The sequence below is a fragment of the Collinsella sp. An271 genome (assembly GCF_002159695.1).
Lineage (GTDB): Bacteria > Actinomycetota > Coriobacteriia > Coriobacteriales > Coriobacteriaceae > Collinsella > Collinsella ihumii.
Window position 1 is genome coordinate 50266 of record NZ_NFJE01000011.1, and the last position, 17950, is coordinate 68215.

Here is a 17950-nt window from a genome sequence, read left to right on the forward strand (position 1 = left end):
TGGCAGTCTGGGGCCCGCCCCTCAAACTGCCGCAAAGCGCCCCGCCCGGCGGGACCGGACGGGGCGCAGATGGTCGCTTACGGGAGCGGTGCTACTTGCTGGAGTAGTAGGTATTCTCCAGCGGCAGCTTGGTGCGGTAGACGCCATCGAGCGCATAGTAGGCGCCCGCCACGGCCTGCGCCGTGGGGATCGTGGCGATCTCGCCGATGCCCTTGGCGCCGTAGCCCACGGGAAGCAGCTCGTCCTTCTCGACGTAGATCGCGTTGATATAGGGGATGTCCGTGGAGCGGAACAGCCCGAGCGTACCGAACTTCGCCTGAGGGACGCCGTCTTTCAGCGGGAAGTCCTCGGTCAGGGCGTAGCCCATGCCCATGAGCACGCCGCCCTCGATCTGTCCCTGGATGGCGATGGGGTTCACGACCTTGCCCGAGTCATGCGCGGCGTGGACCTCGGTCACGCGGCCCTCGTCGTCGAGGATGACGACGTGCGTGGCGTAGCCGTATGCCACATGGCTCTTGGGGTTGGGCACGTCGGCGCCCAGCTTGTCGGTCTTCTCGAGGTACTCGTAGGAGAACTCGCGTCCCTCGAGCTTGGCGAGCGAGGTGGTCGGGTCCGCAGGATGCACCGCGGAGCCGGGGCCCTGGTAGGGCGTGCCGTCCGCGTACTCCACGATGAAGCCGTCGCCGTGGGCGACCACGGGCTCCGTCGGCACCTCGTCGCCTGCCTCGGCGGCGAGCATGGCGTCGCGCAGCAGGAAGGCGGCGCCGCGCACGGCCTCGCCGGTGATCAGCGTCTGGCGCGAACCGGAGGTCGTGCCGGAGTCCGGCGCGTTCTCGGTCGAGCACTCGCCGTTGGCGATGTAGGCCAGCGGCAGCCCCGTCGCCTCGGCGACGTCCTGCAGAAAGACGGTGTTGCAGCCCTGACCGATGTCGGAGGTCGCCGAGTACACCACGGCGCGTCCCTCCTCCACGCGGATTTTGCAACGGCCCGCATCGGGCAGACCGACGCCCACGCCGGCGTTCTTCATGGCGCAGGCGATGCCGGCATGACCCGGATGGGCGTCGAAGACGTCCTTCACGGCGAGCAGGGTCTCCTTGAGCGCCGTGGAGCAATCCGCGATCTGGCCGTTGGGCAGCACCTTGCCCGGCTCGATGGCGTTGCGATAGCGGATCTCCCACGGGCTGATGCCGACCTCCTCGGCCAGCAGGTTGATGAGCATCTCGAGGGCGAACTCGCTCTGGCACACGCCGAAGCCGCGGAACGCGCCGGCCGGCGGGTTGTTCGTGTACCAGCCGTATCCGCGGATGTCGGTGTTCTGGTAGCAGTACGGGCCGACCGAGTGCGTGCAGGCGCGCTCGAGCACCGGGCCGCACAGCGACGCGTACGCGCCGGTGTCGAAGTTGATCTCGCAGTCGAGGCCGACGAAGATGCCGTTCTCGTCGCAGCCGAGCGTGAACGTGCCCTCCATGGCGTGGCGCTTGGGATGGAAGTTGATGGACTCCTGGCGCGTCATGCGGCACTTGACCGGACGGTTCACGGCCATGGCGGCGAGCGCCGCCAGATGCTGGACGGACACGTCCTCCTTGCCGCCGAAGCCGCCGCCGACGAGCATGGTCTCCACGACCACGCGCTCGGGCGTGGCGTCCCAGCCGAACATGTGGGCGATCTCCTTGCGGGAGTCGTAGGCGCCCTGGTCGGTCGAGCACACCTTGACACCGCCCTTGTAGGGGAAGGCCACGGCGCACTCGGGCTCCAGAAACGCGTGCTCGGTGAACGGCGTGCTGAACGTGCGCGTCACCTTGTGTGCGGCACCCGCAAGGGCGGTCGCCGCGTCACCGCGCACCACATGGCGCTGCTGGCAGATGTTGTTCTCGAGCTCGACCCAGTTACCGAACGCGAGGAACCTGTCGTGCAGCTTCGGGGCGCCCTCGGCGCGGGCCTCGTCGATGCTGCGCACCGGCTCGAGCTCCTCGTAGGTGATCTTGACGAGCTTCTTGGCGCGCTCGCAGGTGGCCATGTCCTCGGCGACCACGAGCGCGATGGCGTCGCCCACGCAGCGCGTGATGTCGCCCTCGGCGATCATAACGTCCCAGTCGTAGATGAGGTGGCCGACCGCGTTCACGGGAACGTCGGCCGCCGTGAGGACCGCGAGCACGCCGGGCAGGGCGCGGGCCTTGTCCGCATCGATCTTGACCACGCGTGCGCGCGGGTACTTGGAGCGCACCGCGCTCGCATAGGCGAGGTCGGGGAAATCGGTCTCGTCGATATCGTCGGGGTACTTGCCGTAGCCGAGCACCTTGCGGCGCACGTCCACGCGGAAGGCGCGCTCGCCCACGCCGTACTTGTCGCCGCGCTCCAGCTCCGGATCGATCTCGGCGTCGCCGCGCAGGATGGCGGCGGCGAGCGAGATGCCCTCGATGATCTTCTTGTATCCCGTGCAGCGGCACACGTTGCCGCGGATGGCCTCTTTGATCTGATCCTCGGTGGGATCGGGCACGTGATGGATGAGGCCGGCGCCCGCCATCACCATGCCGGGGATGCAGAAGCCGCACTGGACGGCGCCCACGGCTCCGAACGCGTAGACGAACGCCTCCTGCTCCGCGGCGGGAAGGCCCTCGACGGTCACGATGTCGCGGCCGTGCGCGAGCTCGGTCGTGAGCACGCACGCCTTGACGGCGTGATCGTCCACCAGGATAGTGCACGTGCCGCAGGCGCCCTCGGAGCAGCCGTCCTTAGCGGAATGGATATGCAGGTCGTCGCGTAGGTAGCGCAGAAGCGGCTTCTTCTCGGTCACGGTCCGCTCGACGCCGTTGACCGTAAAGGTATAGCTGACCGGTTGCTTGGCCATGACGATACCTCCTCTCTCTATTCGGCGGCGGCGAAAATGCCGAGCCTGTCATGGATCACATGCTTGGGGCATTTGGTGGCGCACATGCCGCAGCTGATGCAGCGATCGTAATCGATGGCCGCCTGCTTGTCGGTCACGTGCATGGCGCCGCACGGGCACACCCGCTCGCACATGCCGCACCCGATGCAGCCCTCGGCCGCAACCCAGATCTGATGGGTCTCGGGACTCATGGAGCCCTCCTCTCTCCGAACTGCCTCTCGTATGCCACAGGGGACGGGGACGCACGGGCATCTGCCGCCTGCACCCGTCCTTCACGGCTACGCGCAGGCGCGGGCACGACCACGATGGCCGCGCCCGCGCCTCAAACTTCTACTCGACGAACAGGTACCCGTAGGAGTCGCGCACCGCGGCGATTGTGCGGCGCACGGTCTCGGGCAGGCCGCAGGATGCGTCGTCCACGTCGACCACGCGGATCTCGCCCGCGAGGCGCACGGAGAACTTGCCGTCGGCGAGCCTCATGAAGCCGTCGTTCTCGGAGGCGAGCATGTCGTCGCCGCTCCAGAACAGCGTGAGCTTGTCCTTGTAGGGACGGCCGGTCTCATACGGGCAGAACACGGCGCAGTTGCCGCACTCGTTGCACATGCCGTCGACATGGATGACCTGGTGCTTCTCGACACCGGGCACCTCGATGGCCACGTTGGCGCGGTTGGGGCACACGTCGCAGCAGACCTCGCAGACCGCAGCGCAGCCCAGGCAGCGGGTGTGCGTGCAGTTGGCCTTGTCGCGGCAGAGGCTGCCCTTCTTGCCGATGTAGGACTCGACGTCGAGCTGCTCGTTGGCGTCCGCGTAGTGGTTGAAGTCGACGTTCGCGATGGCGCGCGCGACCTCGGCGGCGTCGGCGATGGCCTCGACCACGGTCGCGGGACCGCGGCGGCAGTCGCCCGCGGCCCACACGCCCTCGACGCCGCAGGCGACGCCGGCAGGACGGCCGCGGCGGTCGACCTCGACGCCGGCGCCCTCGTACAGGGAGGCGTCGATGCGCTCACCCACCGCGCAGATCACGGTGGTGGCGGGCACGGTCACGGTCTCGCCCGTCGGCTCGGGCGCGCGGCGGCCGGAGGCGTCCGGCTCACCGAGCTTCATGACGTTGCAGGTGAGCTGGCCGTCGGCGAGCGACACCGGGGCGAGCAGCTCCATGAACTCGACGCCGTCGGCGAGCGCGAAGTCCAGCTCCTCCTCGTCGGCGGGCATCTGGGCCTTCGTGCGGCGGTACACCAGGCGCACGTTCTCGACGCCGTCGGCGCGCTTGGCCACGCGCGCGGCGTCCATGGCGGTGTTGCCGGCGCCGATGACCACGACGTCCGTGCCGAGATTCAGGGTCTCGGGAGCCTTCTTGGCGGCCTCGAGGAACTCGAGGACGTCCATCTCGGCGCCCTCCGTCAGACCGGCGGAACCGGGCAGCCAGGCGCCGGTCGCCACGACGACGTCGGTGTAGCCCTCGGCCTTGAGCGCGTCGACGGACTCGACGCGGGCGTTCAGCTTGACCTCGACGCCGAAGGCGCGGCAGAGCTCGACGTCGGCGTCGATGTCGGCGCTCGCGATGCGGAACTCGGGGATCACGTGGCGCACGATGCCGCCCAGGGAGTCCTTGGCCTCGAAGATGGTGACGGGCACGCCGGCGCGCGAGAGGAAGAACGCCACGGCCAGACCGGCGGGGCCGCCGCCCACGACGGCGACGTTCTTGTCGGACGCCACCTTGCCCGCCTGGGCCTGCAGCTTGGGCAGCACGGTCGCGAACGCCTCGCGTGCGGCGCGCAGCTTGCTCGCGCGGATCTGGGCGCCCTCAGGCTCATAGAAGGCGCGCTCGCAGCTCTTGCCGCACGGATGCGGGCAGATGGTGCCGGTGATGTGCGGCAGGGCGTTGCGCTCGATGATGATGGAGAACGCGTCCTCGAAGCGGCCCTCCTCCACGGCGGCCAGGTAGGCAGGGATGTCCTGGGAAATCGGGCAGCCGGTGCGGCAGGGCGCGGTGAAGCAGTCCGTCAGCGGCACGCCGCCGGGGACCTTGGCGGAGGGCAGCTTGCGCAGCGGGTTGCGATACAGCGGGTTCACGAGCGAGTCCGCCTGGATCTTGGTCACGGCCTCGAGGGAGACGCCCTCGAAGGCGCGGCCGTCCAGGTTGTCGAACTCGCCGGAGATCTGGCTCATGCGCTCGTAGCCGCCGGGCTTGAGCACATCGGTCGCCAGGGTGATCGGCCAGATGCCCGCGTCGTACAGCGAGCGGATGTTGTAGATGGTGGCGCCGCCGGAATAGGAGATACGCAGGCGGCCGTCGAACTGCTCGGTGATGCGGCGCGCGAGCTCGATGGTGAGCGAGAACAGCGTGCGGCCGCTCATGTACATCTCGTCGCTCGGCAGCTCGCCGCGGGTGACGTCGACCGGGAAAGTGTTCGTGAGCTTGACGCCGAAGTCCAGGCCGCGCTCGGAGGTGAGCTTGATCAGGCGCTCGAACATCGGGACGGCGTCGGCCCACTGCAGGTCCTCGAGGAAGTGCTTGTCATCGAAGGCGATGTAGTCGAATCCGAGCTCGTCGAGGCGCGCGCGGGCGAAGTCGTAGCCCAGCAGCGTCGGGTTGCACTTGATGTAGGTGTTCAGGTTCTTCTCGGTGATGAGATAGGTCGCGATGCGCTCAATCTCATCGGGCGGGCAGCCGTGCAGCGTGGACTCGGTGATGGAGTTGGACACGCGCGCGGGGATGGCGTCGACGAAGTCGGAGTCCACGTGCTCGAAGCGGTCGAGGTTCGCAAGCGCCCACGCGCGGCACTCGGCCCAGACCTCGGAGCCCGAGGCGTCCTTCATGCCCTCGATGTAGGCGTCGACCTTGGGCGACTTGATGCCCTCGAGGTCGTACCCGACGCTCATATTGAACACGAAGCCGTCCGGCTCGCCCAGCCCGTACTCGCGCGCGATCAGGTGGCAGGCGAACCACGCCTTGACGTACTCGGCATAGGCCTGCGGCACCTCGAGCTCGGTGGACCACTCGCAGTTGTAGCACTCGTCGGCCGCGGTGATGCAGGGCTTGTTCACGCAGGCGGACAGCTCCTCGCCGTCCATGATCTGCACGGTCTTCAGCTCGAAGAAGCGCGAACCGGCCACGTAGGCGGCGATGATGTTCTGCGCGAGCTGCGTGTTGGGGCCGGCGGCCGGGCCGAAGGGCGTCTCGATCTTCTCGTCGAAGATGGGGAGCGCGCCCTCCTTGTTGGCGGTCACCATCTTGCGCACGCCGAAGATGGAGCCCTGGGTCTCATGCTCGGTCAGCACCCAGTCCATCAGGTTCGAAAACGGGATGGGCCTCATGATGTCGCTCATACTGATCTCCTCTGTGCCATGCGGGATCACTTCCCCCGCATGCGTTGCGCCCGCGATGCGCCCACGGGCGAGTACCGATTGCAAGCGGGGCCGCCGGTCGGGTCGCTGCCGGCGATGCAGCGCCCCGACCGCGGTTGCGCGGCCCCGCGTGATGCCATATCGTGCGAGCCCGGGCGTCACCGGGGCCGCACGGGGCACCCGCGCCTAGTAGACGCGGTCGTTGAGCGTGCCCCAGAGCTTCTTGGACTGCTCCATCGTCCAGGAGTTGATGCGCTCCTCGTCGAACGCGACGAACTCGCGGTCCTTGTAGAGCACGCGGCCGTTGACGATGGTGGTGCGGCAGTTCTTGCCCATCATGCCGAACAGCATGTGGCCGTCGACGTTCTCCTCGGAGAACGGCGTGAACTTCGGGTAGTCCATCACGATGACGTCGGCGGCGGCGCCGGGCGCCAGCACGCCGATCTTGCGGCCGAAGTACGCGCTCGCCATGGCGGGGTTGTTCTGGAACAGCATCGTCATTGCCTCGCCCCAGCCCACGTTGGGCATGGCGGCGTTGTGGCGCTGGATGGTGAGGAAGACCTTCAGGCTCTCGAGCATGTCGTGCGTGTAGGCGTCGGTGCCCATGTGCACCGGGATGCCGCGACGGAAGAACTCGAGCACCGGCGCGCAACCCACGGCGTTGCCCATGTTGGACTCGGGGTTGTTGACGATGTTGGTGCCGGTCTCCTTGATGATGTCCATCTCGGCGGGCGTCACGTGGATGCAGTGGCCGAGCATGGTGCGCGGGCCCAGCAGGTCGTGCTGCAGCAGGCGCTCGATCGGGGAGATGCCGCCGCGGTTCAAGCGGGAGTCCCACACGTCGTTCATGCCCTCGCACACGTGGATGTGGAAGCCCGTGAGGCCGTTGTTGGCCTCGGCCATCTTGTCCATGGTCTCGTCGGACAGCGTGAAGGTGGCGTGCCCGCCGAACATGGCGGCGATCATGGAATTGCCCTCGGCCTGGGCCTTCGCCGCCCACTGGGCGAACTCGGCGTTCTCGGCGATGGACTGGTCACGCTTCTCGTCGCCGCGGCGGTCGGAGGTCTCGTAGCACAGGCACGCGCGGATGCCCGTCTCCTCGCAGACGTCCTTGATGGCGAACAGCGAGCCGGGAATCTCGCAGAAGCTCGCATGGTGGTCGAAGATCGTGGTCACGCCGTCGCGCAGGCTGTCGAGCACCGTGGCATAGGCGCTCGCGCGCGTGCCGTCGAGCGTGAGGTTGTCGTCGATCTTCCACCACTGCTGCTCGAGGTTCTCGAGGAAGTTCGTGGGGTTGCAGCCCTTGATGGCAAGACCGCGGGCAAGGCCGGAGTAGATGTGGGTGTGGCAGTTCACGAGACCGGGCATGATGATGCCGCCGTGGGCGTCCACATACTCCGCATCGGGGTGCGCCGCAGCCAGTTCGTCTTCTGCACCCACCTCGACGATCGCGTCGCCGTCGATGAGCACCGCCCCGCGCTCCAGATAGGGCTTCTCCTCGTCACGCGTGACGACTGACCCGTTACCTACGATGAGCATGGGTTCTCCTTTCGTCGTCTAAGGCGGGGTTTAACACCTCGGACTATGTGTTGTGCGGCGCGCCGAGAACCGGCCGACGGGCACCTCCCCCGCCTTCGCGCCTAAATGCCGAAACGGAAGCGGACCCGGACGGCATGCGCCGGGTCCGCTGCACGGGATAACGCCCCCGCACGCGATCGCGTCTTATTTCTTGTGGTCGGGCAGAACGGCGCCGACGGCGGCCTCCTTGGCGGCATCGACGTGCTGGTCCACAGGAGGAGTCGGAGGAAGCACCAGGTTCAGAATGATCGCCATGATGGCGCACGGCGTGATGGCGTTGGAGCCCACGACCGTGGAGATCCAGGTGGGCATGCCCTCGCCGGCCAGGCAGCCGGAGGCCATCCAGATGCCGAGGCCGAACACGACCGAGGTGCCCACGATGGTGGCCACGCGCTGGGTCAGGCCCTCCTTGGTGAACATGCGGATACCGTTCATGGTGATGGTGCCGAACACGCCGACCGTCGCGCCGCCGATGACCGGCTGCGGGATGGCGGTCAGCACCGCGGAGAGCTGCGGAAACAGGCCCGCCAGCGCGAAGACGGCGGCAACGATGACGAACACCCACTTGTTGATGACCTTGTTCGAGGCGATGATGCCGACGTTCTGGCCGAGAGCGCTCGTGGGCAGGCCGCCCAGGAAGGCGGAGACGATGCTCGTGACGCCCTGGGAGACGATGGCGCCGGAGAGCTCGCGCTCCTCGGGCATGCGGTCGATGGAGCCCAGGCAGGCGGCCGACACGTCGCCGATGACCTGGATGGCGACCATGGGGTACACCACGGCGAGCGTGATGCAGACCTCGGGATGGAACTCGAGCGGATAGGGCATGATCTTGGGCAGCGCGAAGATGCCCGCAGAGCCCACGCTCGAGAAGTCGAGCATGCCAAAGGGCGCGGACACGAGGATGCCCACGATCATGCCGAAGAACACGCTGCCGAGCTTCAGGGTGCCCTTGGTGAAGTTGGACAGGAAGAACACCACGGCGAACGTGATGAGCGCCACGATCCAGCTCTGCGGGGTGCCCCAGATGGGCGTGCCCTCGCCGCCGGCCATGTACTTGACGGCCGTCGGATACAGCGAGACGCCGATGGTGAAGATGACCGTGCCGGTCACGACCGGCGGGAACAGGTTCTTGAGCTTGCTGTAGAACAACCCGAACAGGATCGCCGCGATGCCGCCGACGATCTCGCCGCCGAGCAGCGACCCGAAGGAGAAGTCGGCGCCCATGGCCTGCAGCGCCGGCAGGAAGGCGAACGAGACGCCCATGACGATGGGCAAGCCGCCGCCGATGCGGCGGAACGGGGCGAACGCCTGCAGCGCGGTGTCGATGGCGGACAGGATCAGCGCGACCTGGATGATGTCGGTGCGCTGCTGGGCGGTCCAGCCGTAGACCGACGCGATGATGATGGCGGGCGTGATGATGCCGGCAAACGAGGCGAGAACGTGCTGCAGGGCGCACGGCAGCATGTCCTTGATGGGGGGCAAGCCCTCGCGCGTGAATAGGAAGTCGTGCGCACTCGCAGACTTCGTTGCCGAAGCGGTCTGTTGCGTCATAGGCGTGTCCCCTCTCATGAGTTGCGCGCCTGCAGCACCCGTAGCTTCAACAAGCGCGCCACCGCCCCCTCATGAGGCGGCGTTCCATATACATGACGGGGCCGGATTGGCCCCAACATTGATGAGCGATCCCTCGTTGCTTCTCAATGCTTACAAACAATCAGTTAGGCTAACTGATTGTTTGCAGTACTTGTATAACCCTCCGTTCACCCGCATTCAAGAAATTACCTGCAAGGCGTCGGTGAGCGGTCTGTTCCTACCGCTCACCGACCGGTGAACGGTAACCAAACTTTTTGTTTGGCGTCTCCCCGGTGAGGATAAGCTCGTCGCCTTGTCTTGCTTCTACCCGATAAACGTGCCCTGCGCGATCTGGTCGGCGATGCCGGCATAGCGCTCTTGGATGAACGGTTCGACCAGCACGTCGGACAGGGTCCCGATGCCCACGCCGCCGGTCGAGGCGTCCCCGGTCACCGTCTTGTTGCCGAACGACCCGCTCTCGATGTCGCGGAAGGCGTTGCGCATCATCATGTCGTTGTCGGTGAGCACCGATCCCGCGATGACCTGGTCGTAGGAGCTTCCCGCGTCGTTGGGCTGGGCGATGGCCATGCCGCGGCCGAGGTCGTACAGGGCGCGGCGGGCGCCGGCGTCCACAATCGACGCGTCGCCGAACAGGACGTCCACGTTCTTCTGCTCGACCATCTCGGTCGCGATCTCGTAGCCGCGCCCCTCGTCGGCAAACGAGTCGGCGTAGTCCTCGACCACCTGGATATTCGCGTTGATGGCGCGCGCGGCCGCCTCGTAGTTCGCCACCTTCTCCTTGGTGCCCTCAAGGCCCGTGCCGCCGATGAACCCGATGACGCCGGTCTTGGAGATGAGGCCCGCGAGCGCGCCGGCGAGCTGGCCGATCTGCGCGTTGTTCGGGACGAGGTTCTCGACGTTGTCGCGCTCGAAGTCGCCGTTCAGCACGATGAACTTGATGTCATCGTGCTCGGCAGCAGCCTGGTCGACGGCCTCGGTGTACTGCGCGCCCGGGGCGAAGATGATGGTGCAGCCGTCGTCGATGAGGTCCTCGATGGCGTCCTCCCAGTCGTCCTCGTCGACATGCTGCGTGTAGGTGTGCTCCCACTGATGCGCCTCGGAAGCGCTGACCAGGGCGTTGTAGCAGCTCTCGCCCCAGCCGCCGTCATCGATGGCGCCGTCGATGAACATACCCGCCTTGTAGGAGCGCTCCTCGGCGCAGGCGGAAAGCGACAGGGGCAGCGCGGCGGCGCAAGCGGCGGCCACCGTGCAGCGGATCACGTTTCTGCGGCTGATCGAATGTGCATCCATGTCAATCACCTTCCAACCATGAAAAAGTCTTTCACCAATCAGTTTGTTGAACCTGCCGGCCCTTGCCCCCAACAGGGCAACCAGCGGTGGGAATAATCGGTATACGGTGCGCTAACTCGACATTCCTGAAATTCCAGGGACAGTCCCTGAAATTTCACGCGAATTTTAAATTCCAGGGACAGTCCCTAAAATTTCACCATGAGGGAGTCGCTGATTCATGCGGGACCGAACGGCACACACTGAGGGATCTTGAGGGGACAGCGCGTGCCGCTCGGCCCCGCATTTATACCGCGTCGTCACCCGCGTGCTCCGCGCTCACGCGCTCGGCGATGTCGGCGCACTCGTTCACCGCGCGCTCCACCGCGTTCACGATGTTCTGGTAGCCCGTGCAGCGGCACAGGTGGCCGGAGATGAGCTTGCGGATCTCGTCGCGGGTATAGCGCTTGCCGGTGCCCACGATCTCGGTCGCGCTCATGATGATGCCCGGGGTGCAGAATCCGCACTGGACCGCGGCCTCGTCCACGAGCGCCTGCTGGACCGGCGTCAGCGTGCCGTCGCGCGCGAGCAGGCCCTCGGTCGTGATGATCTCGGCGCCCTCGCACCAGATGGTGAGGTACAGGCACGAGTCGATGGCCGTGCCGTCAAGCAGGACGGTGCAGGCGCCGCACTCGCCCACCTCGCACCCGCGCTTGACGCTCGTGAGACCCAGGCGGTCGCGCAGCGTGTCGAGCAGCATCTCGCGCTCGTCGACGCCGACCTCCATCGTCTTGCCGTTGACCGTCATCTTCACAAAACGCATCATGCGTCAGCACCTCCCTTGATGGCCGTCTCGCGGATCAGGCGGCGGGACAGCTCGGCGATCAGCTGAAGGCGGAACTCCTTGGAAGCACGCCAGCTCGTACGCGGGTTCATCTCCTCGCAGGCAAGATCGCCCACGGCGGCCACGGCCTCGTCGACGGCAAGCCCGCGAAGCGCGTCCTCGGTGGCGACGGCGCGCTTGGGATAGGGTCCCGCCACGCCGAACGCCAAGCGGATGTCGGCGATGTGAGCGCGATCGGCACCCATCTTGACCAGGCAGCTCACGCCCATCGTGGCGATCTCGAGCGCCTCGCGCTTACCGTACTTGTAGTACGTGCCGACAAACCCCTCATAGCCCGCACGAGGAAAGCGGATGCACACGAGCACCTCGTCGTGCGCACGGCTCGTGCGGCCGGGCCCCGTGTACCACTCGGATACCGGGATGTCGCGGTCGCCTTTCGGCCCCCGCACGCGCATGACGGCGTCGTAGGCCACGACGCTCGAGGCGGTATCGGCCGACGTGATGCCGTTGCACACGTTGCCGCCGATGGTGCCCACCGCGCGCAGCTGCGGGCCGCCCGGGGTGTCGGCCGCCATGCACAGGGCCTGCAGGTGCTCGGCCACGATCGGGTCCTCATGGATCTCGCGGAACGTGCACGCCGCGCCGATCTCGATGGTGCCGTCGTCGCACATGCGGATGCCGCGCAGCTCGGGCAGGTTGTGGATGGACACCAGGCGGCAGCCGGCGTGGCGCCCCTCGCGGATCTGCACGAGCACGTCGGTGCCCGCCGAGATGATGATGGCCTCGGGGTCCGCCACAAGGGCCGCCACGGCGTCGTCCACCGAGGTGGAGAGGTGGATGGATTCGAAGTCGTACATATTAGATGAGCCCCTCTTCCTTGAACTTGGCGACGAGGCGCTGCTGCGTCATCGGGATCTGGTAGAATGCGCAGCCCGTGGCGTCGAGAATGGCGTTGCGGATGGCGGGAGTCGGCGGCATCAGCGGCGGCTCGCCCAGCGCCTTGTTGCCGTACGGGCCGCTCGGGTCGTCGGTCTCCACGAACAGGCACTTCAGGTCGGGCACGTCCATGGACGTCGGGATCTTGTAGTCAAGCAGGTTGGGGTTCAGCAGGCGCCCGGTCGAAGGATCGATGAGCTGCTCCTCGTAGAGCGCGGCGCCGATGCCCTGCGCCATGCCGCCGTGCACCTGGCCCTCGGCGGTCGCCGGATTGATGATGCGGCCGGAATCGTGGACGTTCAGGATGTCGAGGATCTTGACGCGCCCGAGCGGCATGTCGACCTCGACCTTCACGAAGCACGTACCGAACGCGAAGGTGTTGTCGCGCACCTGCGCGGTCTCCTCGGCATGGATGTGCACGGAGTGGCGGAAGGAGTAGAACGCCTCCTGGGCGAGCTCCTCCATGCCGAGCACGACCTCGCCCGCCTCGTCCACGATCTCGCCGCTCGCGATGGTGAGGCCGCGCGCCTCGGGCTTGAGCTCGTAGGCGTAATCGAGGATGTTCTGGCGGAACTTCTCGGCGGTCTTGCGCACGGCGCGTCCGGTCACGTAGGTCTGGCGCGACGCGTAGGCGCCCGTGTCGAAGGGGGTGACGTCGGTGTCCTGGAAGCTCACGATGTGCACCCAGCTCGTCGGCACGCCGATGGTCTCCGCGGCCATCTGCGAGAACACTGTGTCCGCGCCCTGGCCGATCTCGGTGGCGCCGACCGACAGCTGGCAGGTGCCGTCCTGGTTGAGCACGAGGCGCGCGGTCGAGGTCTCCAGCGAGATGGGGTACACGCCCGTCTTGTACACGAAGGCGCTCATACCGATGCCGTGGCGGATCGAGCCGGTCTCGTCTTTGTATCGAGCCTTGAAATCGTCCCATCCGCTCGCCTCGCGCCCGGCGATCAGCGTCTGCGGAAAGCCGTTGGCGTGGTTCGTGATGCCGTTGAACGGATCGGAGTACCCTTCCGGCATGAGGTTCTTCAGGCGGAAGTCGATGGGATCCCACCCCTCCTTGCGGGCGATGTCGTCCATCATGCACTCGACGGTGAACTGGCCCTGCGGCATGCCGTAGGCGCGCATGGCGCCCGGCGCGGGAATGTTGGTGTAGACGGTGCTCGCCTGCGTGTGGCAGCCGACCTTGTCCTTATACGCCCAGCGGAACGCGTTGATGGCGTTGGCCGCGAGCGCGTGGCCGTGGCTCGCGTAGCCGCCTTGGTTGGACAGGCAGGAGCAAGAGCGGGCGATGATGTTCATATCGTCGTCGTAGGCGCACTGCACGTCGAAGCTCATGGGATGGCGCGAGCGGGTGTTCTGGAAGACCTCCTCGCGCGGGAGCTCGATCTCGACCACGCGGCCGCCGAGCTGGGAGGTCAGCCATGCGCACAGCGGCTCGTACAGCACCTCCTGCTTGTTGCCGAAGCCGCCGCCGATATAGGGCTTGATGACGCGGATGGTGCCCCAGGGCACGCCGAGCGCCTGGCCGCACACACGGCGCACGATATGCGGGATCTGCGTGGAGGACACCACGGTGATGCGGCCGGACTCCATGTAGGCGTAGCAGACGTTCGTCTCGATGTGGGTCTGGTCGACCTGCTGGGTCTCGGTATGTGCCTCGTAATGGTGGTACCTCGGGTCGGCGAGGGCCTCCTCCACCGAGTCGTAGCCGGTGCCCTCGAGCGGGGTCACCATGTCGGAGCGCGCGAGCACGTTGGTCTTACGGACCTCGGGGTGCAGCACGGGGGCGTCCGGCGCGAGCGCCTGGGCCACCGTGGTCATGGGCGGCAGCTCCTCGTAGTCAACATGCGCGAGCACGCTGCGGACGCCGCGGTCCGCCGCCACGTTGTCCTCGGCCACGACGACGGCGATGTCGTCGCCGTAGATGCGCACGCGGTCGTCGAGCAGGCGACGGTCGGCGACATCCTGGTGCGCAGGCTCGACGCTCCACGGATGGCCGGGCGTCGGGAACCGGTGCTCGGGCACGTCCTTGAACGTGAAGACGGCGACCACGCCGGGAAGCGACTCGGCCTCGGTCGTATCGATCGCGCGCACCCAGCCGTTGGCGATCTGCGCATGGACGACCCTGGCGACCAGGCACGGCTTGGGGCACAGGTCATCGGTGTACTTGGCTGTGCCCTTCACCTTATCGATCGCGTCGACGCGCTGCACGGCCGCACCGACCTCGTGCATCGGAGCGACCTTTTTCCAGAACTGCTGCTCCATACCCTTCTCCTCTCCATCCGGGCATCCCCGGAAACGGTATGCGTATGCCAAGGGGCTCGAGCGCGCGGCCCGTCCCATACCAGGTGGTTTTATGCGCCATGACCAGCGAACGCGCTGCCGCCCGATCATGCACAGGCATTCGATCGCGGACCTCGCCTTCGCGGAAAAGCGCGCGGATGCGTCTATTTAGCTGTTATTTGCGTTGCGTGCGAATGGTGAACGCGCAGTATGCGGACCCCATAGGTAACCCCCTTATCAGCTGCGGCCCTCTTCCGCAGCATTCATACGCAGACCGGAGGTTCAACGGACTCTTGCACCTTCAAAACCAACGGGCCCTGCGTAGCCTAGGAGCTCTAGCAGGTATTATACGCACTGGATAACGCCGGAAGCGCTACATGACGAGGATTTTTTATCACCGGTATTATCCATGGTGTGAGAATAATTTTGAGCTGCACGGATGCTGGTGCGTTCAGGGGCATATGAAACAACGCCGCCGTTCACCGTCGATTTTCGACCGCTTGCCTTGGCCAGGATGGGTTGGTTGGGAACGGGTTCGTTTCAACCCATCCCCCAGGGAAACACAGCCCGATCGCTATCACGCCGGGCGGTGCAACATGATTCGTTTGGCGTATCCCTAAGGGCGGCGGCGCAGCCGGCAGGCTCATGTGCCCTGTATGCGCACGGTGGGTCTAGTGACGGGTGTTATCCCCATCGGGGTAAAATGACAAAAATTTGTTATCTTGTTACAAGGATAATGAAGTAGCAGCGGTTTTTCTGATGCATGATAATAAAAAGTTGTAGCGCAAACCGCTTACAGTCGAAAATCGACCGTTTACAGTCCATTCCTTCATTGCATTTGTGCTGGTAGCACGGGAAAATGAGAGGAACGTATCACACATTCAGGAGAGTCGCATGAACAAGACCGTCGAGAGCTATCTGCCCTTCTTCAATTTCCTCGGGACCATCGTGGGCGGCAACACCGAGGTCGTCCTGCACGACTTCACCGATCCCTCGCGCTCCGTCGTGGCCATCCACAACGGATATATCTCGGGCCGCCACGTGGGGGCGCCCGCGACGGACTTCGCCCTCAAGATGATCAACAGCGACATCCCCGACGATCAGAGCCATACCGACATCTACATGTCGCACAACGCGAACGGCAAGCCCCTGCGCTCTTCGACCATGTTCATCCGTGAGGAGGGGCGCCTCGTCGGCATGCTGTGCGTGAACACGGACCCCTCGATCATCGTGCAGCTCAAGACGCTTGTGGACACCATCGTCGAGACGCTCCCGCCCGGCGTCGAGCAGAGCGTCGATACGGTCCAGCCGTCCAGCGTCGTCGGCGAGCACCTCACGACATCCGTCGACGACCTTGTCGGCAAGACGGTCGCCGAGTTCGCCGCGAGCCACGGCAAGGCCGTTGCGGACCTGTCTGCGCAGGAGCGCCAGGACCTGGTGCGCGTGCTCGATGGCGACGGCGTGTTCCTGCTCAAAGGCGCCGTGACCGTCGTGGCCCAGTTCCTGGACATCTCCGAGCCGAGCGTCTACCGCTACCTGCAAAAAGTTCGCCGCCGTTAGACTCGACCCCATGCAAATCGGGGGACGTACCTTCCGCGTGCAAAAATGCACGCGGAAGGTACGTCCCCCGATTTGCACTCTTGCCGCCACTTGGATAAGAAGGGGCTACTCGGTCGCACCCTCGCCCTGACGGGTGCGGCGGACGCTGCGCAGGCCGCGGTAGATCGTAGGCTCCGAGATATCGAGCAGGCGCGCGACCTCGCCGACCGCGCCCTTGATGCGGAAGACCCCCTGCGCGTCGAGCACGCTCAGCAGGCGCAGGCGCTCATCGACCGGAATGTCCAGGTCCTCGAACCCCAGCAGACGGCAGGCGTCGCGCACCGCCAACTCGATGGAATCGGCCGCAGGTGCCATGTGGCGCTCGGCGGCGACGGTGTCCAGCTGGCTGCGCACCATATCCAGGCGCCGCTGGCGCTGGTCGTCCGCACCGCCCGGGATGTAGGACTCGATGAGCCCGTGCAGCGCGTCCTCCAGCGTGCGGAATGCGGAGATATCTCGGTTGACGCACAGAAAGCCGATGATGCGCTCCCCTTCGCGGATGGGATAGGCGCCCGAATACAGCGTGCGCCCGTCCAGCGACTTGGTGGGATATCCCGAGCGATAGTCCCCGAGCTGGTCGGGATGCTCGACGAGCTCGGCCAGGTGGTCGGGCAGCGGCGCGCCCTCGCGTCGCCCCGAGACGTACGGGTGGACGAGCTTCACGAGCGAGTGGGCGGGGTCCTCGACATCGTGCAGGGCGATCTCCGTCTGGGCACCGAACATGGCGCCCAAAAACTCACACAGGGGGATATAGCGAGCCAGAAGCTGATTCATGCAGATTCTCATCCTCTATCGATGTCGCATCGGACCGTTCAGACCACAGCATACCACCGCGGCGCGAACGAACGGGAACGGCCGCCCCGCGTCGGAGCGTTTTGGGGCGTTTGGAAGGGCATGGGCGACAGTTCGTTTTGACCCATGCCGACAGGCGGGCCAAGGGGCGTCCGATCGATGCCCCGCCCGCCGACGTTACGCAAAAAGGCGGCGCACCTCTCGATGCGCCGCCTTCGCGTCTCACGCTTTCGTCGCGCTCCGCCTTAGAGGGCGACGACGACCTCAATCTCGACGAGGCCACCGGCCGGAAGGGCGGCAACCTGGAACGCGCTGCGCGCCGGATAGGGCTCGGTGAACTTGGTGGCATAGACCTCGTTCACGGCGGCGAAGTCGGCGATGTCGGCCAGGTAGACGGTGGTCTTGACGACGTTGTCGAACGTGGCGCCCGCAGCGGTCAGCAGCGCCTCGATGTTGGCGAGGGACTGCTTGGCCTGCTCGACGGCACCCTCGGGCATCTTGCCCGTAGCGGGGTTGATGCCCAGCTGGCCGGACATGAACACGAGGTTGCCGGTCTTGATGCCGGCGGAATACGGGCCGAGGGCGGCGGGAGCGTCGGGGGACGAGATAACGGTCTTCTCCATGTGCCTACTCCTTCACTTGAGGGGAACAAGACGGCTGCGCTGCAACGGCAGCCCGGCACGAACCACGAACCGTGCGAACCGCCGTTGCGAAGGGGCCCAATAAAGCACGAACGGCCCCGCGCGTGCGCTACCTCGATGCTATCCCACACCCCATGCTTCTGCAAGATAATTATTAGGTCTGATAACTTTTTATCCACAAGC

At 66.0% G+C, this 17950-nt stretch carries 12 protein-coding genes; 1 reads left to right on the forward strand and 11 read right to left on the reverse strand.

Annotation, left to right across the window (positions count from 1 at the left end; genetic code table 11):
• Positions 1-91: 91 nt before the first annotated feature.
• From xdh to xdhA, 9 genes are all read right to left on the reverse strand, one after another.
• Positions 92-2848: a selenium-dependent xanthine dehydrogenase gene (xdh, locus tag B5F74_RS09865; RefSeq protein WP_087202091.1), complete on the reverse strand. Its 2757-nt coding sequence runs from the start codon at positions 2846-2848 to the stop codon at positions 92-94.
• A gap of 17 nt (positions 2849-2865) precedes the next feature.
• A complete protein-coding gene (locus B5F74_RS09870) occupies positions 2866-3078 on the reverse strand; it encodes a 4Fe-4S binding protein (protein ID WP_066829281.1) in 213 nt (70 codons plus the stop codon).
• 139 nt (positions 3079-3217) lie between these two features.
• Entirely contained in the window at positions 3218-6217 is a 3000-nt protein-coding gene (gene ygfK / locus B5F74_RS09875; RefSeq protein ID WP_087202093.1) for a putative selenate reductase subunit YgfK, read from the reverse strand.
• Positions 6218-6421: 204 nt separating this feature from the next.
• Positions 6422-7774 (reverse strand): putative aminohydrolase SsnA, encoded by a 1353-nt coding sequence (gene ssnA / locus B5F74_RS09880; RefSeq protein ID WP_087202095.1) that lies wholly within the window; start codon positions 7772-7774, stop codon positions 6422-6424.
• A 183-nt stretch (positions 7775-7957) separates the two neighbouring features.
• On the reverse strand, positions 7958-9364 hold the full coding sequence (locus tag B5F74_RS09885) for a solute carrier family 23 protein (RefSeq protein ID WP_087202097.1): 1407 nt from the start codon (positions 9362-9364) through the stop codon (positions 7958-7960).
• A 342-nt stretch (positions 9365-9706) separates the two neighbouring features.
• Positions 9707-10693, reverse strand: coding sequence for a BMP family ABC transporter substrate-binding protein (locus B5F74_RS09890; protein WP_087202099.1), 987 nt, complete (start codon positions 10691-10693; stop codon positions 9707-9709).
• Positions 10694-10976: 283 nt separating this feature from the next.
• Positions 10977-11495, reverse strand: coding sequence for a xanthine dehydrogenase subunit XdhC (gene xdhC, locus B5F74_RS09895; RefSeq protein WP_066829295.1), 519 nt, complete (start codon positions 11493-11495; stop codon positions 10977-10979).
• Positions 11492-12370: a xanthine dehydrogenase subunit XdhB gene (xdhB, locus tag B5F74_RS09900; RefSeq protein ID WP_087202101.1), complete on the reverse strand. Its 879-nt coding sequence runs from the start codon at positions 12368-12370 to the stop codon at positions 11492-11494. Before xdhB ends, xdhC begins: the two co-directional genes overlap by 4 nt.
• Position 12371: 1 nt before the next feature.
• Entirely contained in the window at positions 12372-14717 is a 2346-nt protein-coding gene (xdhA, locus tag B5F74_RS09905; RefSeq protein ID WP_087202103.1) for a xanthine dehydrogenase subunit XdhA, read from the reverse strand.
• Positions 14718-15629: 912 nt separating this feature from the next.
• Between xdhA and B5F74_RS09910 the strand changes: the two genes are divergently transcribed.
• On the forward strand, positions 15630-16295 hold the full coding sequence (locus B5F74_RS09910; protein ID WP_066829301.1) for a PAS domain-containing protein: 666 nt from the start codon (positions 15630-15632) through the stop codon (positions 16293-16295).
• Between the two features lie 105 nt (positions 16296-16400).
• Here the strand turns inward: B5F74_RS09910 and B5F74_RS09915 are convergent, their stop codons facing one another.
• Together B5F74_RS09915 and B5F74_RS09920 are read right to left on the reverse strand one after the other, a co-directional pair.
• Entirely contained in the window at positions 16401-17108 is a 708-nt protein-coding gene (locus B5F74_RS09915) for a helix-turn-helix transcriptional regulator (protein WP_158095750.1), read from the reverse strand.
• Between the two features lie 263 nt (positions 17109-17371).
• On the reverse strand, positions 17372-17749 hold the full coding sequence (locus tag B5F74_RS09920) for a RidA family protein (protein WP_066829307.1): 378 nt from the start codon (positions 17747-17749) through the stop codon (positions 17372-17374).
• Between the last annotated feature and the right edge of the window lie 201 nt (positions 17750-17950).